Here is a 19,550-nt window from a genome sequence, read left to right as displayed (position 1 = left end):
TCAGAGGAACTCTGCCCGTGCCTCGGGCGCGGGCCGCGCCACCGCGAGCGCCTCGGCCAGATCGATGTCGCGCGCCATAAGCGCGCGCCCGATCATCGCGCCTGCGATGTTGGGAATATACCTCAGACGTGCCACGTCATCCACGCCGCGCACCGTGCCGCGCGCGATCACCGGATGGCGCGTCTTGGCGGCCAGACCGGAGATGAGGCCGAGGCTGCCGTCGCTCTCCTCGATATCAGCGTCGATATCGGTGATGATGATCCCCGCAAGCGGCACGCCCTCGAAGGCGGCGATGAAATCCCCGGCGGCAATCGCGCTCGGGTTCTGCCAGCCATGGGTCATGAGCTGACCGCGCCATACATCGACCGCCACCACGATCTGATCGGGGTGGTATTTCGCCAGTGCCCGCACCGTCTCGGGGTCTTGCACGGCAAGCGTGCCGACCACGATCCGCCCTGCCCCCTTGTCGATCCAGCGGGTGACGACCTCGCGCGAGCGGAACCCGCCGCCAAGCTGCACCGGGATGCCCACAGCGCGGATGATCTCCTCGATCAGCGCCGAGTTCCCATTGCCGCCACTGAGCCCGTCCATGTCGGTCAGATGCATCCACTCGGCACCGGCACGGACATGGGCACGCGCGGTCTCGACCGGGTCCACATGCCAGATCACCGGCTCGTCGAGCCGCCCGCGCGTGAGGCTCACGCATTTGCCGCCAAGAATTTCCAGGGTCGGATAGATGATCATGGACGCGCTCCCTTGAGGTTCCCGGCCTGCGAACCGGACACGCCATGCTTGCCCGCCCGCGCGCGCCGGGTCTGGTCCCAAATCGGCATGATAACAGCAAATCCCGTCGCCGTCGCGCGGGGGCGGCTTCATCCCGGCCTAAATCTTCCGGGGGAGGCGCGGCGGAGGCAGCGCCTCCAACCGCCCCAAATGCAAAAGACCCCGCCGGGTGGCGGGGCCTTCTCTCACCTCAAGGAGGCGAAACTCAGGAAGCTTCGGTGATGAATTTCACCGCGTCACCGACCGTCTGGATGGTGTCGGCGGCGTCATCGGGGATCTCGATGCCGAACTCTTCCTCGAACGCCATCACCAGTTCGACCGTATCAAGGCTGTCGGCGCCCAGATCGTCGATGAACGAGGCCTTTTCCACGACCTTGTCTTCCTCGACGCCCAGATGTTCCACCACGATCTTCTTCACGCGGTCAGCGATATCGCTCATGTCTCGTTCCTCATATTGTCGCGGGCGTCTTTGCCCAGTGGTCTGCCCCCGCCCTCGCCGGGAAGCGGCTGTGGTTGGTGCCCGTCGCGGGCGGCTTGCATCTGCCTGAACTTCTCAGGCCACCGAAGGAAACCGCGCCCCTCCGGCCAAAGCTGCCGTGGCCTATAGCACACAGAATGGCAATGGCAAATGCTTTCCCAAAGCGCGATTGCGGCGGAAATCCCCTGCCTCAGACCATCGCCATGCCGCCATTCACATGCAGCGTGGCGCCGGTGACATAAGCCGCCTCGGGACTGGAAAGATAAAGCGCGGCGGCGGCCACCTCTTCTGGCGTGCCCATGCGCCCGGCCGGGATCTTGGCGTAGAGCGTGGTTTTCTGATCCTCGGTCAGCTTGTCGGTCATCGGCGTGGCTATGAATCCGGGCGCCACCACATTGGCGGTGATGTTGCGCGAGGCGACCTCGCAGGCGATGGATTTGGTCATCCCCACCAGCCCCGCCTTGGCGGCGGCATAGTTCACCTGACCAGGATTGCCGCTTGCCCCCACAACCGAGCCGATATTGACGATGCGGCCCCAGCGGGCCTTCATCATCGGGCGCACGGCCGCGCGGCAGAGCCGCATCGCCGAGGTCAGGTTGACGTTGAGCACGTCCAGCCAGTCCTCGTCCGACATCCGCATGAACAACTGGTCGCGGGTGATCCCGGCATTGTTCACCAGAATATCAAGGCTGCCCATGGCGGCGATGGACTCCTTGGGCAGGGCCTCGACCGCCTGCGGATCGGACAGGTTGCAGGGCAGGACATGGGCGCGATCGCCCAGCTCGCCTGCCAGCGCCTCAAGCGGCGCGACCCGCGTGCCCGACAGCCCGACCGTGGCGCCAGCCCCATGCAGAGCGCGCGCGATAGCCGCGCCGATCCCCCCCGAAGCGCCGGTGATGAGCGCGGATTTTCCCGTCAGATCGAACATGTGACCCCCATTTCCTTTCTACATAGCCGCTCAGCCAAGCGAGGCGGCAGCCTCCTGAACCTCTGCCGCCGTGCCGATGGCCCGACAGGCAATTTCGCGGTCGATGCGCCGGACCATGCCCGAAAGCGCCTTTCCCGCGCCGATCTCCCAGATCTCGGTGACGCCTTGCGCGCCCATGAACTGCACCGACTCGCGCCAACGCACAGAGCCGGTGACCTGCTCGACCAGCAGCGCGCGAATGTCTGCCGGATCGCGCACCGCGCCGGCGCGAACATTGGCGACCAGCGGCACGGCGAGGGCGGTGATCTCGACCTCCGACAGCGCCTGCGCCATGACCTCTGCGGCGGGCTGCATCAGCGCGCAGTGAAAGGGTGCACTGACGGGCAGCATCACCGCCCGTTTCGCCCCGCGCGCCCTGGCGATCTCGACCGCGCGCTCCACCGCGCCCTTGTGACCAGAAACCACGACCTGACCGGGATCGTTGTCATTGGCGGCCTGGCAGACCTCGCCCTGTGCGGCCTCTTCGGCGACTTTGCGCGCGGTGTCGAAATCGAGGCCCAGAAGGGCGGCCATCGCGCCCAGGCCCACCGGCACGGCCTCCTGCATGGCACGGCCACGGATGCGCAGAAGCCGCGCGCAATCGGCCACGCTCAGGGCGCCCGCGGCGGCAAGCGCGGAATATTCTCCGAGCGAGTGACCGGCCACGAAGGCAGCCGCGTCGATGCCCACGCCCTCGGCCTGAAGCGCGCGCAACGCGGCAAGCGAGGTGGCCATGAGCGCGGGCTGTGCATTCTGCGTGAGCGTAAGCACCTCCTGCTCACCCTCCCAGACGAGCGTCGACAGGCTTTGCCCAAGCGCCTCGTCCACCTCGTCGAACACCGCCTTCGCCGCCGGATAGGCAGCGGCGAGATCCGCGCCCATGCCGATCACCTGCGCGCCCTGTCCCGGAAAAACGAATGCCCGGCTCATCTGCTCTCCTCCCGCGAAAATCGCCCCCCGATACATCGGAGCGCGTCCCAAGGCAACGTGGTTTCCGCGTGCATGCACGAGGGCTGTGCGCAAGGGGCGATTGTCGGGCGGGGCGTTACGGCTAGATTGGGCGAGACTCAAATCAGGAGCCTGCGCAATGCCGCTGACCAATGCCGCCACCACCTACGGCGCCGTCACCAAGACCTTTCACTGGCTCACCGCGCTACTGATCTTTGTCAACCTGCCGCTTGGCTTGACGGCGGCCGACCTGGCCGAACAGGCACAGCAGACGGGTTCCGATGCGGTCATCGCCCGCGCGGCGCTGATCTTCTCGATCCACAAGACGACCGGCGTCGCGGTGTTTTTCGTCGCGCTCGGGCGCATCCTGTGGGCCGTGTCGCAGCCCAAGCCCGGCCTTCTCAACGGTGATCGCGCGTTCGAGGCCTGGGCGGCGGAGACGGTGCACTGGCTACTTTACGGCTCGCTCGTTCTGGTGCCGCTCTCGGGATGGGTGCATCACGCGGCGACCACCGGCTTTGCGCCGATCTGGGGACCGTTCGGGCAGGACCTGCCCTTCGTGCCGAAATCCGAGGCGGTGTCGGAGATTGCCAGAACGCTGCACCTTCTCTTCGTTCTGGTCCTCGCGGGCGCGCTTGCCGCCCATATCGCGGGCGCACTCAAGCATCACATCATCGACGGCGATGCGACCTTGCGCCGGATGCTGCCTGGTGCCGCACCGGGCCAGCCGACCACACGACAGCCCGGCCACGTCCTGCCATTCGTGACGGCGCTCGCCCTCTGGGGCGCGGTGCTGAGCGGGGCGGCTGCGCTCGGCTGGTTCGGGACGCGCGCGGACACGGGCGGCGAGCGGCTAGCCACGGTGCAATCGGAATGGGGGGTTCGGGATGGCAGCCTGCAAATCCGCATCCGCCAACTGGGCTCGGAGGTCACCGGCAGCTTCGCCGACTGGACCGCCGATATTTCCTACGCCGAGGCACCAGATGCCGAGGGGAGGCACGGATCGGTCGAGGTGGTGGTGGCGATCCCGTCGCTATCGCTCGGGGCGGTCACGACCCAGGCCATGGGCAAGGACTTCTTCAACGCCGAAGAACACCCAACCGCAACCTTCACCGCCGATCTCATGGCTGCAGAGGATGGGCAGATCGCGCGCGGCACGCTGCACATCAAGGGAGCGAGCGTGCCGGTCGAAATGCCATTCACGCTGGCCATCGAGAACGGCACCGCGCGCGCCCAGGGCGGCCTGACCGTGGACCGGCGCGACTTCGCCATCGGCATGGGCACCCAGGACGTCGGATCGCTCGGCTTCGATGTGCGGATTTCCTTCGATCTGACGGCCACACGCGGGGGCGAGTAAGCGGTGCGGCCGGGCGTTGGCGCCCTGTGTCACTCCAACGCGCGCGCCTCATCGATCAGCATGACCGGAATCCCGTTGCGAATCGGAAAGGCAAGGCCCGCGCGGCGGCTTACCAGTTCCTGCCGCTCGGCGTCATAGTCTAGCGGGCCGTGGGTCTGCGGACAGATCAGCGCCTCGAGCATGCGGCGGTCAAAGATGGGGGCAGGTGCGTCATTCATTGCATGATGTCCTCGTTATCGCCGCCGCGCAGGGCGTATTCGATCAGCGTGACCAATGTCTCGCGCCGCGTCCGCAGAGAAGGCGCCTCGAGCAGCGCCTGCTTCTCCTCCGGGTCAAATCCCAGAAGCATCGAGAGCGAATTGATCAGCAACTCGTCCTCCGCTTCCTTGAGCGAGTCCCAGTCGGTTTGCAAGCCGCGGGTCTCGAAATACCGCGCCAGAAGCGCCATGAAGCGCAGGCGGTCAAAGCCGGGATCGGTCTCGACCGGCCCCAGATCGCGCTCGAACCCAGCCCAGCTCACGCGCGCCCGACGATAGGGGCTAAAGCCCTCCACCTCCTCGATCACGCGATAGCGCGAGAGACCCGCGAGCGTAATCATGTAGCGCCCGTCCTCGGTCTCGGAAAACTGCGTCACGCGCCCCACGCAGCCGATGGCGTAAAGCCCGTGCCCCTCGCGCCCCGGCACGCGGTTGGGCTGGATCATGCCGATCACCCGCTCGGGCGTCTTGAGCGCATCGTCGAGCATGGCAAGGTAGCGCGGCTCGAACAGGTGCAGCGGTAGCCGCGTGCGCGGCAAAAGCACCGCGCCGGGCAGCGGGAAAACCGGAATGATCTCGGGAAGATCGTGCTTGAGTGTCATGGAGCAGAGCTAGCCCGCCGCGCCACTCAGGCAAATATCATCGACGAGAGCTTGCGCCGCCCGTTCAGAAGCACCGGATCATTGGGCTTCATCGCGTCGAAAATGGTGAAAAGCTGTGCGCGTGCGGCGCCTTCGTTCCATTCCCGGTCGCGGCGGAACAGTTCCAGCAATTCGTCAACGGCCTCCTGCGCCTGTCCCTCTGCATAAAGCGCCTGTGCAAGATCGAACCGCGCCTGGTTGTTGGCCGGATCGGCCTCGACCGCGGCGCGCAATTCGGCCACGGGGCCCGCATTCTGCGCCTGCCGGGCAAGGGCGATCTGGGCGTGAACCGCCTCGATCTCGGCCTTGCCGGTGATGGTGGCGGGGGCGCCGTTAAGCACCGATTCGGCGCGATCAAGATCGCCAAGCGCGATCTGCACCCGCGCCATGCCGGCAAAGCCGCGCGCATTTTCAGGGTCTTCCTGCACCACCGCCGCATAGGTCTGCATGGCGTCCGACAGCGCACCCGCCTCCAGCATCTCGTCGGCGGCGTCAAGCGCCTCGTCAAGCCCGCCGCTTGCGTCGCCGCCTGCTGCCTGCACCACGCGCGCGACGAACGCCTCGATCTCCGAGGGGGGCAAGGCGCCCTGAAAGCCGTCGATCGGCTGGCCCTGCCAGAAGGCATAGACCGTCGGAATCGACTGCACCCTGAGTTGCCCCGCGATCATCTGGTTCTGGTCCACATCGACCTTGGCCATGCGCACCGCGCCTTTGGCCTTGATCACCGCCGCCTCAAGCGCGGGGCCAAGCGTCTTGCACGGCCCGCACCAGGGCGCCCAGAAATCGACGATCACCGGCACGCTCATCGAGGCATCGACCACCTCGGCCATGAAATCCGCCTCGGTCACGTCGCGCACCAGATCGGCGGCGGCGGGGCCGGTCGTCTTGCCCAGTTCCAGCATGTCGTCTCTCCCCTTCATCCGGTTGCCCGGTATATGTGAGCGCCGCGCGCCCTGTCAAAGATCAAAAGTTGCGAAAACCGGCGCGTGGTCGCTTGGCTGTTCCCAGCCGCGCGCAGCGCGCAGGATACGAGAATCGTGGCCCGAGGCGGCAATATCGGCGCTGGCCCAGATGTGATCGAGACGACGGCCCTTGTCGGCCTCGTCCCAGTCGCGGGCGCGGTAGCTCCACCAGCTGTAAAGCTGCCCCTCGGGGATGTCCTGACGGGTGATGTCGCACCATTTCCCCGCCTCCATCGCATCGCCGAGATGTTCGACCTCGACCGGCGTGTGACTGACGATCTTCAGAAGCTGCTTGTGCGACCACACGTCATCCTCGCGCGGGGCGATGTTGAGATCGCCTACGAGGATCGCGCGTTCGGGGCGGCTCTCGCGGAAGACATCGCGCATGTCGGTTAGGTAATCGAGCTTCTGGCCGAATTTCACATTCACATCGCGGTCCGGCACATCCCCTCCGGCTGGCACATAGAAATTGTGGATCACCACGCCGTTCTCCAGCCGCCCGGCGATATGACGCGCGTGACCCAGTTCGGCCAGATCAAGGCTGCCCGCCTCCTCGATGGGCAGGCGCGACAGGATCGCCACGCCGTTATAGCCCTTCTCGCCGCGCGCGATCATGTGCGGGTAGCCAAGGGCTGCGAAGATCTCGGTGGGGATCTTTTCGACCGGGCTCTTGCATTCCTGAAGGCACAGGATATCCGGCCCCTCTTCGCGCAGAAGCCGCGCGACAAGGCCCGCGCGCAGCCGCACAGAGTTGATGTTCCAGGTGGCAAGGGTAAAGGGCATGGGCACTCCGGGGTGTGGGGGGGCTCGGGCGCAAATGACCGCAGGGCACGGGCAAGGGCAAGCAGAAATCCGGTGAAAGCGCAGGTGTGGCCTGTCGCTGACGCTCAGCACTTGGCACCAATGCGCGGAATCAAGGCGCGGAACGCGCCGCCGCGCATCGCCGGGCCACCGCCCGGCACGGCGATGCGCGGCTCTCCTCCAACGTCGGCAACAGGCCAAATCCCGACTTGCCCTCGGCGCGCCCGAACAGAAATACCCCCTCCGGGCGGGCACCACGCCGCGCTTGAGGTTTACACCCGTCGAAGCCGGAGGCACTCTCCGGGCACACACATTTCCGAAAAGGACACCCATGACCGACACCACCAGCGTCAACCCGACCGCCACCGACCTTGCCTTTACCCGGCCCGAGACCCGCGGCACCCTTGCCGAACCCGCCTATGCCGGCGCCCTCAGCTTCATGCGTCGCCGCTATACCAAGGATCTGGGCGGGGCCGATGTGGCGGTGATGGGCGTGCCGTTCGACATGTCGGTGTCGGGGCGGTCGGGCACACGCCTTGGCCCGCGCGCGGTCCGCGCGGCGTCTGCGCATATCGCCTGGTCCGCGCCCTGGCCCTGGGCCTTTGATCCGTTCGAGCGGCTGTCCATCGTCGATTACGGCGATTGCTTTTTCGACCACGGCTATCCCGCGCAGATCCCAGAGACCATCGCGCAGGCCGCCCGCGACGTGCTGGCCACCGACACAGCACTTCTGACGCTGGGGGGCGATCACTTCATCACCTGGCCCCTGCTGAAGGCCCATGCCGAAAAACATGGCCCCCTCGCCCTTATCCAGATCGACGCGCATTCCGACACCTGGGAGGACGAGCCGGGCCGCATCGACCACGGCACGATGCTCTGGCACGCGGTGCGCGAGGGGCTGGTGATCCCGGAGGCCTCGGTGCAGGTGGGCATCCGCACCCACAACCCCGACCCCTTGGGCGTGCATGTGATCGACGCGCGCGAGGTCCACCTGAGCGGCCCCGAGGCGGTGGCGGCAAAGGTGCGCGCCATCGTGGGCGACCGGCCCTGTTACCTGACCTTCGACATCGACGCGCTTGACCCGTCGATGGCACCGGGCACCGGCACGCCGGTCATCGGCGGGCTAACCACCTTTCAGGCGCAGGAGATCCTGCGCGGGCTGGAGGGCGTAGCACTCAAGGGTATGGACGTGGTCGAGGTGGCCCCCGCCTATGACGTCTCGGAAATCACCGCGCTCGCGGCAGCGACCCTCGCCTGCGATCTGCTCGCGCTTTACGCTGCGGCAAGGTAAGCCCTTGAAAAGAAAAAGGCCCCGGGCGATGCCGGGGCCAGTCCAACAGGGAGGTTCACTATAACCGTAAGTGAACGATACCACATTAATCCTGAAACGCAGATACGACTTTGATCTTGGTCAAGCGAGCGTGACTATTAAACCACAAGGCGATAACCACCCGATTCGGTGACCAGAAGGCGAGCGTTGCCGGGATCGGGCTCGATCTTCTGGCGCAGGCGGTAGATATGGGTCTCGAGCGTGTGGGTCGTCACCCCCGCGTTATAGCCCCAGACCTCGTGCAACAGCACATCGCGCGGCACCACACCTTCTGGCGCACGATAGAGAAACTTGAGGATATTGGTTTCCTTCTCGGTCAGGCGCACCTTGCGCTCGTCCTCGGTCACCAGCATCTTCATCGCGGGCTTGAACGTGTAGGGGCCAAGCTGGAACACCGCGTCCTCGGATTGTTCGTGCTGGCGCAGTTGCGCGCGGATGCGCGCGAGCAGCACCGGAAACTTGAACGGCTTGGTGATATAGTCGTTCGCGCCCGCATCAAGCCCGAGAATCGTGTCGGCGTCGCCATCATGGCCGGTGAGCATCAGGATGGGTGACTTGACCCCCTGCTTGCGCATCAGCCGACACAACTCGCGCCCGTCGGTATCGGGCAGGCCCACATCAAGGATCACGAGATCGTAGATCATGTCCTTGATCTTGGCCATCGCGCCTGTGCCCGAGCCAGCCTCGAACACGTCGAAATCCTCGGTCATGACAAGCTGTTCGCCCAGCGCCTCGCGCAGGTCGTCGTCATCGTCTACCAGAAGTATCTTCTTGACTTGTGCCATGGTGCGTTCCTCTTCCTGCGCGTCAAGATGCGCAAGAGATATCGCGCGGGCAAGGGGCACGACATACCCTTCACGCCCACGTGTTGCCGCGCGAGCGTTTCTTTCAATTCATTACACGATACGCTAAGGGTTTGGCCATATCGCGGAGAAAACGCATGGGATTTTCCCCAGATACCACCGAAATCCTTGCCCGCGCGCGGGCCGATCTGCGCATGGGCGTGCCCGTTGTGCTCCGGGACGGGGACTGCGCGGCGCTGGTTCTGGCCGCCGAGACGCTTGACGCGCAGCGGCTCGCGGACCTTCAGGCGCTTGGCGGCGCGCCGGTCCTTGCCATCACCGCGCGGCGCGCGGCGACATTGAAGGCGCGCGCCTATGACGGCGATCTGGCGCGGGTGGCGCTTCCGCCCGACGCGCGACTCTCCTGGGTTCTCGCCGTGGCCGATCCGGCGGATGATCTGCGCGTGCCAATGAAGGGTCCGCTTACCTCGGTGCGCGAGGGGGCGGCGCATCTGCACCGGTTGGCGATCCTGTTGGCCAAAACCGCGCGCCTTCTGCCCGCGGCGCTCGTGCTTTATCTGGCCGATGGCGCGGGCTTTGCCGCCACGCATGGCCTGACGGTCATCGACGCCACCGCGGCCCTGCCCCGCCTCACCGGGACCAGCCCGCTCAACCCGGTGGTGAGCGCGCGCCTGCCGCTTGCGGTGTCCGAGGCCGGACGTCTCCATATCTTTCGCCCCGAAGATGGCGGCGAGGAACATTACGCCATCGAGATCGGCCAGCCCGATCGCACAGCCCCGGTGCTGGCGCGGCTGCATTCGGCCTGTTTCACCGGCGACCTCATGGGCTCGCTCAAATGCGATTGCGGCCCGCAACTGCGCGGCGCGCTGGCGCAGATGGGGGCAGAGGGCGCGGGCGTGCTGCTCTATCTCAATCAGGAGGGGCGCGGCATCGGCCTTGCCAACAAGATGCGCGCCTATTCGTTGCAGGATCAGGGGTTTGACACGGTCGAGGCCAATCATCGCCTTGGTTTCGAGGATGACGAGCGCGATTTCCGCATCGGTGCCGAGATCCTCAAACGGATGGGGTTTTCGGCGGTGCGCCTTCTGACCAACAATCCCGCCAAGATTGCAATGATGCAGCAGAACGGGATCACGGTGACGGAACGCGTGCCGCTGAAACTTGGCGAAACGGCACATAATCGGGCCTATCTGGCGACCAAGGCCACGAAATCCGGGCATCTTCTGTAGCGGCGCGGATCAGCGTCATGCGCGCTGGCAGCCGGCACGCCCCAGGGCGATCACCGTTCGCGGAAACAGCCCGCAAGGACACCCGTTGGCCAAGCGGCATTGAGACGAGACAATGGCGCGGGCAAGATTCCGAACGGGCAAGACACGCGACAACCCAGCACGGACACCCGGAACGCGTCCGACGGCCAACCCGCAAAATTCTGAAAACAAGGGGAAGTGGCAGCCCGTAGGGGAATCGAACCCCTCTTTCCAGGTTGAAAACCTGGCGTCCTAACCGATAGACGAACGGGCCTTGCTTGGCGTGGAGGGTGAGTATGAAAATCCGCGGCGGGGCGCAAGAGGGATTTTGCAGAATCTTCCTCGATTTTCGGCACCGGCCCGGCGGCCGTCCGATCCGCCAGCCGCAAGGGGCCGCATTCGCAGCGACAGGCGCGCGCCCTGGTGCCATCAGCGCGAACCACCGCTGTGGCCGCACCCGGCCTTGGGGCGGTGAACGGCGAATCATCGTCGCCGCCCGCACGCACAAGATCCCGTGCCCCTGCCCTGCAAAGAGAAGGGCCCGGCATGGCGGACAGGCCGGTTTGCCGCCCCGTGCCCTTCAGGGGTGCGACAAAATTCTTTGATCTGCATCAAATTCGCGCATTGCCGCCCCCCCCGGGACATTCTAAAACCCGAAAAGATCACGTGGGTGTGAGAGTCAGGTTTTCCCGCCCGTAGTCAACACCAGCAGGAGGCATCCAATGGCAGACGCAGCCATTCACGGCCACGAGCACGAAGATCAGCGCGGGTTCTTCACCCGGTGGTTCATGTCCACGAACCACAAGGATATCGGTATCCTCTACCTGATCACATCGGCGATCGTCGGTCTCATCTCGGTTCTCTTCACCGTCTACATGCGGATGGAGTTGATGGAGCCGGGCGTGCAATACATGTGCATGGAAGGCGCGCGTTTCATTGCCTCCGATGTCGCCGACTGCACCCCCAACGGGCATCTGTGGAACGTCATGATCACCTATCATGGCGTGCTGATGATGTTCTTCGTGGTGATTCCGGCGCTGTTCGGCGGATTCGGCAACTACTTCATGCCGCTCCAGATCGGCGCGCCGGACATGGCGTTTCCGCGCATGAACAACCTGTCCTACTGGCTGTTCGTGGCCGGCACCTCGCTTGGCGTGGCCTCGCTGTTGGCACCGGGTGGCAACGGGCAGCTTGGCTCGGGTGTGGGCTGGGTGCTCTATCCGCCGCTCTCCACCACCGAGGGTGGCATGTCGATGGATCTGGCGATCTTTGCCGTCCACGTCTCGGGGGCAAGCTCGATCCTGGGCGCGATCAACATGATCACGACCTTCCTCAACATGCGCGCGCCGGGCATGACGCTGTTCAAGGTGCCGCTGTTCTCGTGGTCGATTTTCGTTACCGCCTGGATGATCCTGCTGGCGCTGCCGGTTTTGGCGGGGGCGATCACCATGCTGCTCACCGACCGCAATTTCGGCACCACCTTCTTTGATCCGGCGGGTGGCGGTGATCCGATCCTCTATCAGCACATCCTGTGGTTCTTTGGCCACCCGGAAGTATATATCATCATCATCCCCGGCTTCGGCATCATCAGCCATGTGATCGCGACCTTCTCGCGCAAACCGATCTTCGGCTATCTGCCGATGGTCTGGGCGATGATCGCCATCGGGTTCCTGGGCTTCATCGTCTGGGCGCACCACATGTATACGGTCGGCATGAGCCTCACCCAGCAAAGCTATTTCATGCTGGCCACGATGGTCATCGCGGTCCCCACCGGGGTCAAGGTGTTCTCCTGGATCGCCACCATGTGGGGCGGCTCGATCGAGTTCCGCACGCCGATGCTCTGGGCCTTCGGGTTCCTGTTCCTGTTCACCGTGGGCGGCGTCACCGGCATTGTCCTCAGCCAGGCCGCCGTGGACCGCGCCTATCACGACACCTATTATGTCGTGGCGCATTTCCACTATGTGATGAGCCTGGGCGCGGTGTTCGCGATCTTTGCGGGGATCTATTTCTACTTCCCCAAGATGACCGGGCGCATGATCCCCGAATGGATGGGCAAGCTGCATTTCTGGGCGATGTTCATCGGTGCCAACCTGACCTTCTTCCCGCAGCACTTTCTGGGTCGTCAGGGCATGCCGCGCCGCTATATCGACTATCCCGAGGCCTTTGCTGTCTGGAATTACTGGTCGTCGATCGGGGCTTTCATCTCCTTCGCCAGCTTCGTGTTCTTCTTCGGCGTGGTGATCTATGCGCTGCTGCGCGGCGCGCGCGAGACGCGGCCCAACCCGTGGAACGAATATGCCGACACGCTGGAATGGACGTTGCCCTCACCGCCGCCCGAGCACACGTTCGAAACGCTCCCCAAGCGCGAGGACTGGGACAAGCAGCCCGCGCACTGAGCCACGGCTGACACGAACCACCAAAGGCCCCGGGAAAAGCCGGGGCCTTTGTGCTTCCGGCCCCTGCCGCTCGCCCGTGCCCATGGGTCGTTTTCCAGGTTTCCCGCGCCCCGCCCCCCGTGCTACCCAATGGCCCAAGACCCGCATCAGGACCGCCGCGATGAGCCACGAAATCCGTCTTGCCTTCGAGCATCCCGCCGCCCGCGCCCGCGCCACCGCGCCCGAGGGTCCGCTCGATCGCATTTCCGTGCGCGATCATGTGGTCGAGGTCGAGATCGGCGCCTTTCAGGCCGAGCGCGGGACCACGCAGCGGGTCTGCTTCAACATCGTTGTCGAGGTGCGCCCGCCCGAGGCCCCGCTTTCCGACGATGTGGACCGCATCCTGTCCTATGACCGCGTGACCGAGGCAATTGCCGCCGCGCTCGCCGAGGAACGGCTCAACCTGCTTGAGACACTCGCCGAGCGTATCGCCGAGCGCATCCTGTGGGAGCCGCAGGCCATGCGCTGTTTCGTGCGGATTGAAAAGCTCGACCGCGGCCCCGGCGCGCTTGGCGTCGAGATCGTGCGCTCGGTGGCCGATCTGGCGACCCGCGCCACGCCCCTGCCCGACACGACGCCGCGCCCGCATGTGGTGTTTCTGAGCAATGAAGCGGTTCGCTCGGCCAATCTCGGGCGCTGGCTCGATCAGCTTCAGGCGCGCGCCGAGCCGGTGATCCTCTGCGTGGGGCATCCCGATACGCCCGCGCCCCACACCGGTCACCGCATGACCCAGCGTCGGGTGGACCTGCTGGCGCTCGAACAGAACGCCTGGGTGCTGGCCGGACGCGATGACCGTTGCGTGGTCGTCGCCACAAGGACCGAGCTTGACTGGGCCATGAAGCACGGCCAGATCAGCGTCTGGGCCCCTTCCAAGATCGTGCTCGACGCGGTGGACGGACCACGCACCGGCCCCGAGAGCCCGGTCGATCTTGCCGCCTGGTTCGCGGGCTATATCGAGGCGTCTGACCTGCTTCTGATCGGTGAGGCGCCACCTGCCGCCAGCCGCGTGCCGGTATTGCTTCAGGATATCGCCCGCTCGGGTCTTTGATGCGCTACTATCGCCCCGTTCCCCGCACCGATGCCGCCCGCAGCCCCGATGCCCTGCCGCTTGCCGGCGGCTGGTGCTGGTTCGATAGTGTCGAGGTGCTGTCGCGCGACGCGCCGCCCTGCCTCCTGCCCGCGGCCGACATGCCCCCCGAGATGCTTGCCCGCCTGACCGCGCCGCGTGTGGCTCTGGCTGGTCTCGACATGGGCGCGCCGCAGATCATGGGCATTCTCAACGTGACCCCCGACAGCTTTTCCGATGGTGGCCGTCATTTCGACCCCGCGCAGGCGCTCATGCACGCCCGCGCCATGGCCGCCGCGGGGGCCGCCATTCTCGACGTGGGCGGTGAATCCACCCGCCCCGGTGCCGCCCCTGTTCCGATGAACGAGGAAATCGCGCGCACCGCGCCCGTGATAGCCGCCATTCGCGCCGAACTTGGCATTCCCATTTCCATCGACACCCGCAAGACACCCGTGGCGCGCGCAGCCACCCGCGCAGGCGCCACCCTCGTCAACGACGTGGCGGGGTTTACCTTTGATCCCGACCTCGCGCCATTCACCGCCGCGCACGCGCTGCCGGTCTGCGTCATGCACGCCCAAGGCACGCCCGAAACGATGCAGCAGGATCCGCGCTATGACGATGTGCTGCTCGATGTTTATGACTGGCTTTCAACGCGCGTCGAGGCGTTGACCGCGCTTGGAATCCCGCGCGCGCGCATCGCCGTCGATCCCGGCATCGGCTTTGGCAAGACGCAAGGCCATAACCTGCGGCTCTTGCAGAACCTTTCGCTTTTCCACGGGATCGGCTGTCCGGTGCTCCTTGGTGCCTCGCGCAAACGCTTCATCGGTGATCTGACCGGCACGCCCGTGGCCGCCGACCGCGTCCCTGGATCGCTGGCCGCCGCGGTGATGGCTATGGCGCAAGGAACGCAGATCCTGCGCGTGCATGACGTGGCCGAAACCCGTGCCGCGCGTGACATGTGGCAGGCCGTTACCTTCACCGCGCCCCGATAGTGATTGTCGTTTATCAATTTTAACGTGCATAATATCCACGGCTATGCCAGTAATGTTGTCTTTTTTCAACTTTTATGACCTTTTTCCCAAGACAACACACCCGATCATGCATCGGAATGCAAAAAGGGCACCCTGAAGGGTGCCCTTTTCTTATTGATATCAGATGGTTCAGTTCTTTTCCTGATCCACCAGCTTGCCCGCCGAGATCCAGGGCATCATGCCGCGCAGCTTCTTGCCCACTTCCTCGATCTGATGGGCGTCGTTCATCCGGCGCGTGCCCTTGAAGAAGGGCTGGCCCACGGAATTCTCCTGCATGAAATCACGTACGAAACGGCCGGTCTGGATGTCGGTGAGGATCCCCTTCATCCGCGCCTTGGTCTCGTCATAGGGCAGCACCCGCGGCCCCGAGACATATTCGCCATATTCGGCCGTGTTCGAGATCGAGTAGTTCATGTTGGCGATGCCACCCTCGTAGATCAGGTCCACGATCAGCTTCACCTCGTGCAGACACTCGAAATAGGCCATCTCGGGCGCATAGCCTGCCTCGACCAGCGTTTCGAATCCCATGCGGATCAGTTCGACGAGGCCGCCGCAAAGCACCGCCTGTTCGCCGAACAGGTCGGTTTCACATTCCTCGCGGAAATTGGTTTCGATGATGCCCGAGCGCCCGCCACCGATGGCCGAGCAATAGGAAAGGCCGATTTCCAGAGCCTTGCCCGAGGCATCGGTATCGACCGCCACGAGGCAGGGCACGCCGCCGCCCTTGACGAACTCGCCGCGCACGGTGTGGCCGGGGCCCTTGGGGGCCATCATGATCACGTCCACGCCCTCTTTCGGCTCGATCAGGCCGAAATGGATGTTGAGGCCATGGGCAAAGGCAATCGCCGCACCGGGGCGGATATTGTCATGGACGTATTTCTTGTATGTCTCGGCCTGCAATTCGTCGGGCATGGTGAACATGATCAGATCGCACCAGGCCGCCGCCTCGGCGATGCCCATGACCTTGAGGCCTTCAGCCTCGGCCTTCCTGGCCGATTTCGAGCCTTCGCGCAGCGCCACGACGACATTCTTCGCGCCCGAATCCCGCAGGTTGAGGGCATGGGCATGACCCTGGCTACCATAGCCGAGAATGGCAACCTTCTTGTCCTTGATCAGGTTGATGTCGCAGTCACGATCATAATAGACGCGCATGGCGGTCTCCTTCAGGTTGGATTGGATGGGCAGAGCCTAATCCGGTGTGCCCGGAATGGCCCGTGTTGTTTTGCATGGATTCCGGCGTATTATTGAGTATTTATTCGAACAGTGAAGCTATGGTGAGAATATCATGCTCGACGACATCGACCGGCGGCTCTTGCGCCAATACCAGCACGCGCCCGATCTTGGCCCGGCGGAGCTGGCGCTGCGTGCGGGGCTGGCCCCGGCCACCTGCGCACGGCGGCTGGAACGGCTGCGCAGCACGGGCATCATCCGCGCCAATCGCGCGGTGATCGACTGGCGCGCGCTTGGCTACGCGGTCGAGGTAAGCTTGCGCATCGCGCTCGACAAGACGCAGCCACGCGCCTTTGACGAATTCATCTCTGCCGCAAGAAACGTCCCGGAGGTCATTGAAATACAGACATTTCTTGGCCGAGTCGATCTTCGCCTCTCGATCATCGCGCGCGACATGGCGCATTATCAAGGCCTCTATCGCAGCGCCATTCTGACCCTGCCGCATATCGCCGATATCGAGGCGCTGATGCATGTGGCGCGGATCAAGTCCGACGAGGCGCTGCCGCTGTGATCGCACTCGATACCATCGACCGGCAGATCCTGCGCGCGCTCACAGAGGACGCGACCCAAAGCGCCACCGCTATCGGGCGCGCGCTTGGCCTGTCGCAGCCCGCCACCTGGCGGCGCATCCGGCGGCTGCACGAGGCGGGGGTGATCAAGGGGCAACGGCTTGATCTCAATCACGAAAAGCTGGGCTTTGGGGTGACGGTGTTCCTTGGCGTGAAACTTGCTACCAAGGGTCGCGTCAGCCTTGAGGATTTCGAGCGCGCGGTGACAGCCATTCCCGAGGTGCAGACGGTCGAGCATATCCTCGGGCTTTACGATTATCGGCTGCGCGTGGTGGCGCGCGACATCTCCGATTTCGAACGTGTGCTGCGCCGGCGGATCATGACCCTGCCCGGCGTGGGCAATGTCGAGGCCAATGTGCTTTTGTCCGAAGAACGACGCCCCGGCCCGATCGGTTGAGGCGGGCTTGCGTGGGCGCGGTTTCGGCTTATTTTCACTAGGATGGCCTTTCGACTGAAAAGATCCGACAAGTCTCTGGCTGCGGCCCTTCGCCGGATCGCGCGCGCGCAGATCGACGGTGCGCTGGTCGCTGTCGGTCGCCCCGGCGAGAACGTGCGCGGCATCCACGAGGCACGCGCCCGCTGCAAGCGGCTGCGCGGCCTCATTCGCCTCGTGCGCCCCGCCTTTGCCACCTTCGACACAGAGAACGCGGCGTTTCGCGATGCCGCCAAGGCACTTGAATCCCTGCGCGCTGGCGGGGCGGGGCTGGAGACACTGGACCGGCTGGCCGGGGCCGTGCCCGAAGGGCTGGATACGGACGCTCTGGCCGCGATCCGTGCGGTATTTACGGCCGAGGCCCTGCCCCACCTCGCCACCGACCGCGTCGCCGATATCGCCACGTTCCGCGCGACATTGACCGATGCACGCGCGCGGATCGCGGGCTGGCGGCTGACCGCCAAAGGCTTTACTCCCGCGCGCAAGGGGCTGGAAAAGACCTATGCACAGGGGCGGCGCGGGCTGGAGCGCGCACAGTCAAGCAGTGCGCCAGAGGCGTTCCACGACTGGCGCAAGCCGGTAAAGTATCACTGGTATCACGCGCAAATCCTGCGTCCGATCCGGCCCCGGCGGATCGATCCGCAACGCGATCTCGCCAAGGCCCTGGGAGAGGTGCTGGGCGATCATCACGATCTGCATGACATGCGCGCGCATCTGACAGAGGGGGATTTCCCGCCCTGGACGGTCGCGGCGATGCAGGCCCCCGTCGCGGCAGAGATGGCACGGATCGAGGCCGAGGCGCTCGCGCTCGGGGAGCGGCTCTTTGTCGAAGAGCCAAAGGCCCTTGCCCGCCGCTGGCAGAGCTGGTGGAAGGGCTGGTAAGACCAAGAGAGGCGTGGACATTGCCGCGGCCGTTGCGCAATCTGGCGGGCGACACAGCATCAGGAGTCCCCCATGCCCGCCCTTCTCGACTCGGTCGATCCCGACGGCCTTCTTGAATATTCGGTGGTCTTCACCGACCGTTCGCTCAATCACATGTCCGCGGCCTTTCAGGAGGTCATGCGCGACATTTCCGCCATGCTGAAGGAGGTCTACAAGGCCGACGCCGTGGCGGTGATCCCCGGGGGCGGATCCTACGCGATGGAATCCGTGGCGCGGCAGTTCGGGCGCGGATCGCATGCGTTGATCGTGCGCAACGGCTGGTTCTCGTTCCGCTGGAGCCAGATTTTCGATGCCGGTCAGTTCACCGCCGATACAACCGTCTGCATGGCCCGCCAGACCGGCAATGGCGCGACCACGCCCTTTGCGCCCGCCCCCATCGAGGAGGTCACGGCGAAGATCCGCGAGGCAAGACCGGATGTTGTCTTTGCCCCGCATGTCGAGACGTCCGCCGGGTTGATCCTGCCCGACGATTACGTGACCGCGCTGGCAGAGGCCGCGCATGAGGTGGGCGCGCTGATGGTGCTGGATTGCATCGCTTCCGGTTGTGCCTGGGTGGACATGCAGGCCACCGGCGTCGATGTGTTGATTTCCGCGCCGCAAAAGGGCTGGTCGGCCTCGCCCTGCGCGGGCCTCGTGATGCTCTCGGCGCGCGCCGTGGCGCGGCTGGAAGAGACCACATCGGACAGTTTCGCGCTCGATCTCAAGAAATGGCGCGCGATCATGGCAGCCTATGAGGGCGGCGGCCACGCCTATCACGCCACCATGCCCACCGATGCGCTGCGCGCCTTCCGCGACACGATGGTAGAGACGCGCGATTACGGGTTCGAGCGGCTGCGCGACGCGCAATGGGAACTGGGCAACGGCGTGCGCGCCATGCTGGCCGCGCGCGGCGTGACCTCGGTTGCCGCCGAGGGCTTTGGCGCGCCGGGCGTGGTGGTCAGCTATACGGATGACCCCGACATCCAGAACGGCAAGAAATTCGCCGCCGAAGGGATGCAGATCGCCGCCGGCGTGCCCTTGCAGGTGGGAGAGCCGGAGGGCTTTCGCACCTTCCGGCTGGGGTTGTTCGGGTTGGACAAGCTCTATGATGTAGAGAGCGCCCTCGGACGGCTGGAGACGGTGCTCGACCGGGTGTTGTGACGGCGGGGACAGGACGCGACTGGCCTGGCGCGGACGTTGGGAGCCTGGTGCCAATGCGCGGAATCAAGGCGCGGAACGCGCCGCCGCACAGTGCCCGACCGCCCCCGGTCGGGCACTGTGCGGCGGCTTC

Annotated in this window: 20 protein-coding genes and 1 tRNA gene; 10 read left to right on the top strand and 11 right to left on the bottom strand. The window is 65.1% G+C overall.

All coding sequences use genetic code 11. From position 1 onward, the window contains the following. From KAK09_RS04115 to fabD, 4 genes are all read right to left on the bottom strand, one after another. Entirely contained in the window at positions 1 to 744 is a 744-nt protein-coding gene (locus tag KAK09_RS04115; protein WP_210877578.1) for a 1-(5-phosphoribosyl)-5-[(5-phosphoribosylamino)methylideneamino] imidazole-4-carboxamide isomerase, read from the bottom strand. A gap of 244 nt (positions 745 to 988) precedes the next feature. Continuing rightward, positions 989 to 1,222, bottom strand: a complete 234-nt coding sequence (locus tag KAK09_RS04110; protein WP_210877577.1) for an acyl carrier protein — start codon at positions 1,220 to 1,222, stop codon at positions 989 to 991. Positions 1,223 to 1,451: 229 nt separating this feature from the next. After that, entirely contained in the window at positions 1,452 to 2,189 is a 738-nt protein-coding gene (fabG, locus tag KAK09_RS04105; protein ID WP_210877576.1) for a 3-oxoacyl-[acyl-carrier-protein] reductase, read from the bottom strand. Between the two features lie 30 nt (positions 2,190 to 2,219). Continuing rightward, positions 2,220 to 3,158, bottom strand: coding sequence for an ACP S-malonyltransferase (fabD, locus tag KAK09_RS04100; RefSeq protein WP_210877575.1), 939 nt, complete (start codon positions 3,156 to 3,158; stop codon positions 2,220 to 2,222). Positions 3,159 to 3,315: 157 nt separating this feature from the next. Here fabD and KAK09_RS04095 point away from each other — a divergent pair, with 157 nt between their 5' ends. Then, positions 3,316 to 4,533 (top strand): cytochrome b/b6 domain-containing protein, encoded by a 1,218-nt coding sequence (locus KAK09_RS04095; protein WP_210877574.1) that lies wholly within the window; start codon positions 3,316 to 3,318, stop codon positions 4,531 to 4,533. A gap of 29 nt (positions 4,534 to 4,562) precedes the next feature. Here the strand turns inward: KAK09_RS04095 and KAK09_RS04090 are convergent, their stop codons facing one another. The 4 genes from KAK09_RS04090 to KAK09_RS04075 are packed head-to-tail and all read right to left on the bottom strand — an operon-like array spanning position 4,563 to position 7,176. Next, complete coding sequence (locus tag KAK09_RS04090) at positions 4,563 to 4,751, bottom strand: Trm112 family protein (RefSeq protein WP_210877573.1); 189 nt, start codon at positions 4,749 to 4,751, stop codon at positions 4,563 to 4,565. Next, positions 4,748 to 5,392 carry an LON peptidase substrate-binding domain-containing protein gene (locus tag KAK09_RS04085; RefSeq protein ID WP_210877572.1) on the bottom strand — a complete coding sequence of 215 codons (645 nt, stop codon included), beginning with the start codon at positions 5,390 to 5,392 and terminating at the stop codon, positions 4,748 to 4,750. Before KAK09_RS04085 ends, KAK09_RS04090 begins: the two co-directional genes overlap by 4 nt. A 26-nt stretch (positions 5,393 to 5,418) precedes the next feature. Beyond that, a complete protein-coding gene (locus tag KAK09_RS04080) occupies positions 5,419 to 6,333 on the bottom strand; it encodes a thioredoxin family protein (protein WP_210877665.1) in 915 nt (304 codons plus the stop codon). Between the two features lie 54 nt (positions 6,334 to 6,387). Next, entirely contained in the window at positions 6,388 to 7,176 is a 789-nt protein-coding gene (locus tag KAK09_RS04075; protein ID WP_210877571.1) for an exodeoxyribonuclease III, read from the bottom strand. A 349-nt stretch (positions 7,177 to 7,525) separates the two neighbouring features. Here KAK09_RS04075 and speB point away from each other — a divergent pair, with 349 nt between their 5' ends. Continuing rightward, the gene (gene speB / locus KAK09_RS04070) at positions 7,526 to 8,485 is read left to right on the top strand and encodes an agmatinase (RefSeq protein WP_210877570.1); all 960 of its coding nucleotides are present in this window, start codon (positions 7,526 to 7,528) and stop codon (positions 8,483 to 8,485) included. Between the two features lie 137 nt (positions 8,486 to 8,622). On the opposite strand, the gene KAK09_RS04065 is transcribed toward speB, so the two are convergent. Then, positions 8,623 to 9,309 (bottom strand): response regulator transcription factor, encoded by a 687-nt coding sequence (locus KAK09_RS04065; RefSeq protein WP_210877664.1) that lies wholly within the window; start codon positions 9,307 to 9,309, stop codon positions 8,623 to 8,625. 155 nt (positions 9,310 to 9,464) lie between these two features. Between KAK09_RS04065 and ribA the strand changes: the two genes are divergently transcribed. Continuing rightward, positions 9,465 to 10,556 (top strand): GTP cyclohydrolase II, encoded by a 1,092-nt coding sequence (ribA, locus tag KAK09_RS04060; RefSeq protein WP_210877569.1) that lies wholly within the window; start codon positions 9,465 to 9,467, stop codon positions 10,554 to 10,556. Positions 10,557 to 10,773: 217 nt separating this feature from the next. Here the strand turns inward: ribA and KAK09_RS04055 are convergent. Then, positions 10,774 to 10,848 (bottom strand) — tRNA-Glu (locus KAK09_RS04055). A gap of 448 nt (positions 10,849 to 11,296) precedes the next feature. Between KAK09_RS04055 and ctaD the strand changes: the two genes are divergently transcribed. The 3 genes from ctaD to folP all read left to right on the top strand — a co-directional run bounded on the left by ctaD (position 11,297) and on the right by folP (position 15,067). Continuing rightward, a complete protein-coding gene (ctaD, locus tag KAK09_RS04050) occupies positions 11,297 to 12,970 on the top strand; it encodes a cytochrome c oxidase subunit I (protein WP_210877568.1) in 1,674 nt (557 codons plus the stop codon). 160 nt (positions 12,971 to 13,130) lie between these two features. Then, the gene (locus KAK09_RS04045) at positions 13,131 to 14,057 is read left to right on the top strand and encodes a dihydroneopterin aldolase (protein WP_210877567.1); all 927 of its coding nucleotides are present in this window, start codon (positions 13,131 to 13,133) and stop codon (positions 14,055 to 14,057) included. Continuing rightward, positions 14,057 to 15,067 carry a dihydropteroate synthase gene (gene folP, locus KAK09_RS04040; RefSeq protein ID WP_210877566.1) on the top strand — a complete coding sequence of 337 codons (1,011 nt, stop codon included), beginning with the start codon at positions 14,057 to 14,059 and terminating at the stop codon, positions 15,065 to 15,067. Before KAK09_RS04045 ends, folP begins: the two co-directional genes overlap by 1 nt. A 168-nt stretch (positions 15,068 to 15,235) precedes the next feature. Here folP and ilvC read toward each other — a convergent pair whose 3' ends face one another. Further along, entirely contained in the window at positions 15,236 to 16,258 is a 1,023-nt protein-coding gene (gene ilvC, locus KAK09_RS04035; protein WP_210877565.1) for a ketol-acid reductoisomerase, read from the bottom strand. A gap of 133 nt (positions 16,259 to 16,391) precedes the next feature. Between ilvC and KAK09_RS04030 the strand changes: the two genes are divergently transcribed. From KAK09_RS04030 to KAK09_RS04015, 4 genes are all read left to right on the top strand, one after another. Further along, positions 16,392 to 16,847, top strand: a complete 456-nt coding sequence (locus KAK09_RS04030) for an Lrp/AsnC family transcriptional regulator (protein ID WP_210877564.1) — start codon at positions 16,392 to 16,394, stop codon at positions 16,845 to 16,847. Then, positions 16,844 to 17,302: an Lrp/AsnC family transcriptional regulator gene (locus tag KAK09_RS04025; protein ID WP_210877563.1), complete on the top strand. Its 459-nt coding sequence runs from the start codon at positions 16,844 to 16,846 to the stop codon at positions 17,300 to 17,302. Before KAK09_RS04030 ends, KAK09_RS04025 begins: the two co-directional genes overlap by 4 nt. 42 nt (positions 17,303 to 17,344) lie before the next feature. Next, the gene (locus tag KAK09_RS04020; RefSeq protein WP_210877562.1) at positions 17,345 to 18,220 is read left to right on the top strand and encodes a CHAD domain-containing protein; all 876 of its coding nucleotides are present in this window, start codon (positions 17,345 to 17,347) and stop codon (positions 18,218 to 18,220) included. A gap of 72 nt (positions 18,221 to 18,292) precedes the next feature. Beyond that, entirely contained in the window at positions 18,293 to 19,420 is a 1,128-nt protein-coding gene (locus KAK09_RS04015) for an aminotransferase class V-fold PLP-dependent enzyme (protein WP_210877561.1), read from the top strand. The last annotated feature ends 130 nt before the right edge of the window (positions 19,421 to 19,550 follow it).

This window comes from Roseovarius autotrophicus (assembly GCF_018069895.1).
Classification (GTDB): Bacteria; Pseudomonadota; Alphaproteobacteria; order Rhodobacterales; family Rhodobacteraceae; genus Roseovarius; species Roseovarius autotrophicus.
This window is presented reverse-complemented; position numbering and strand designations above follow the sequence as displayed.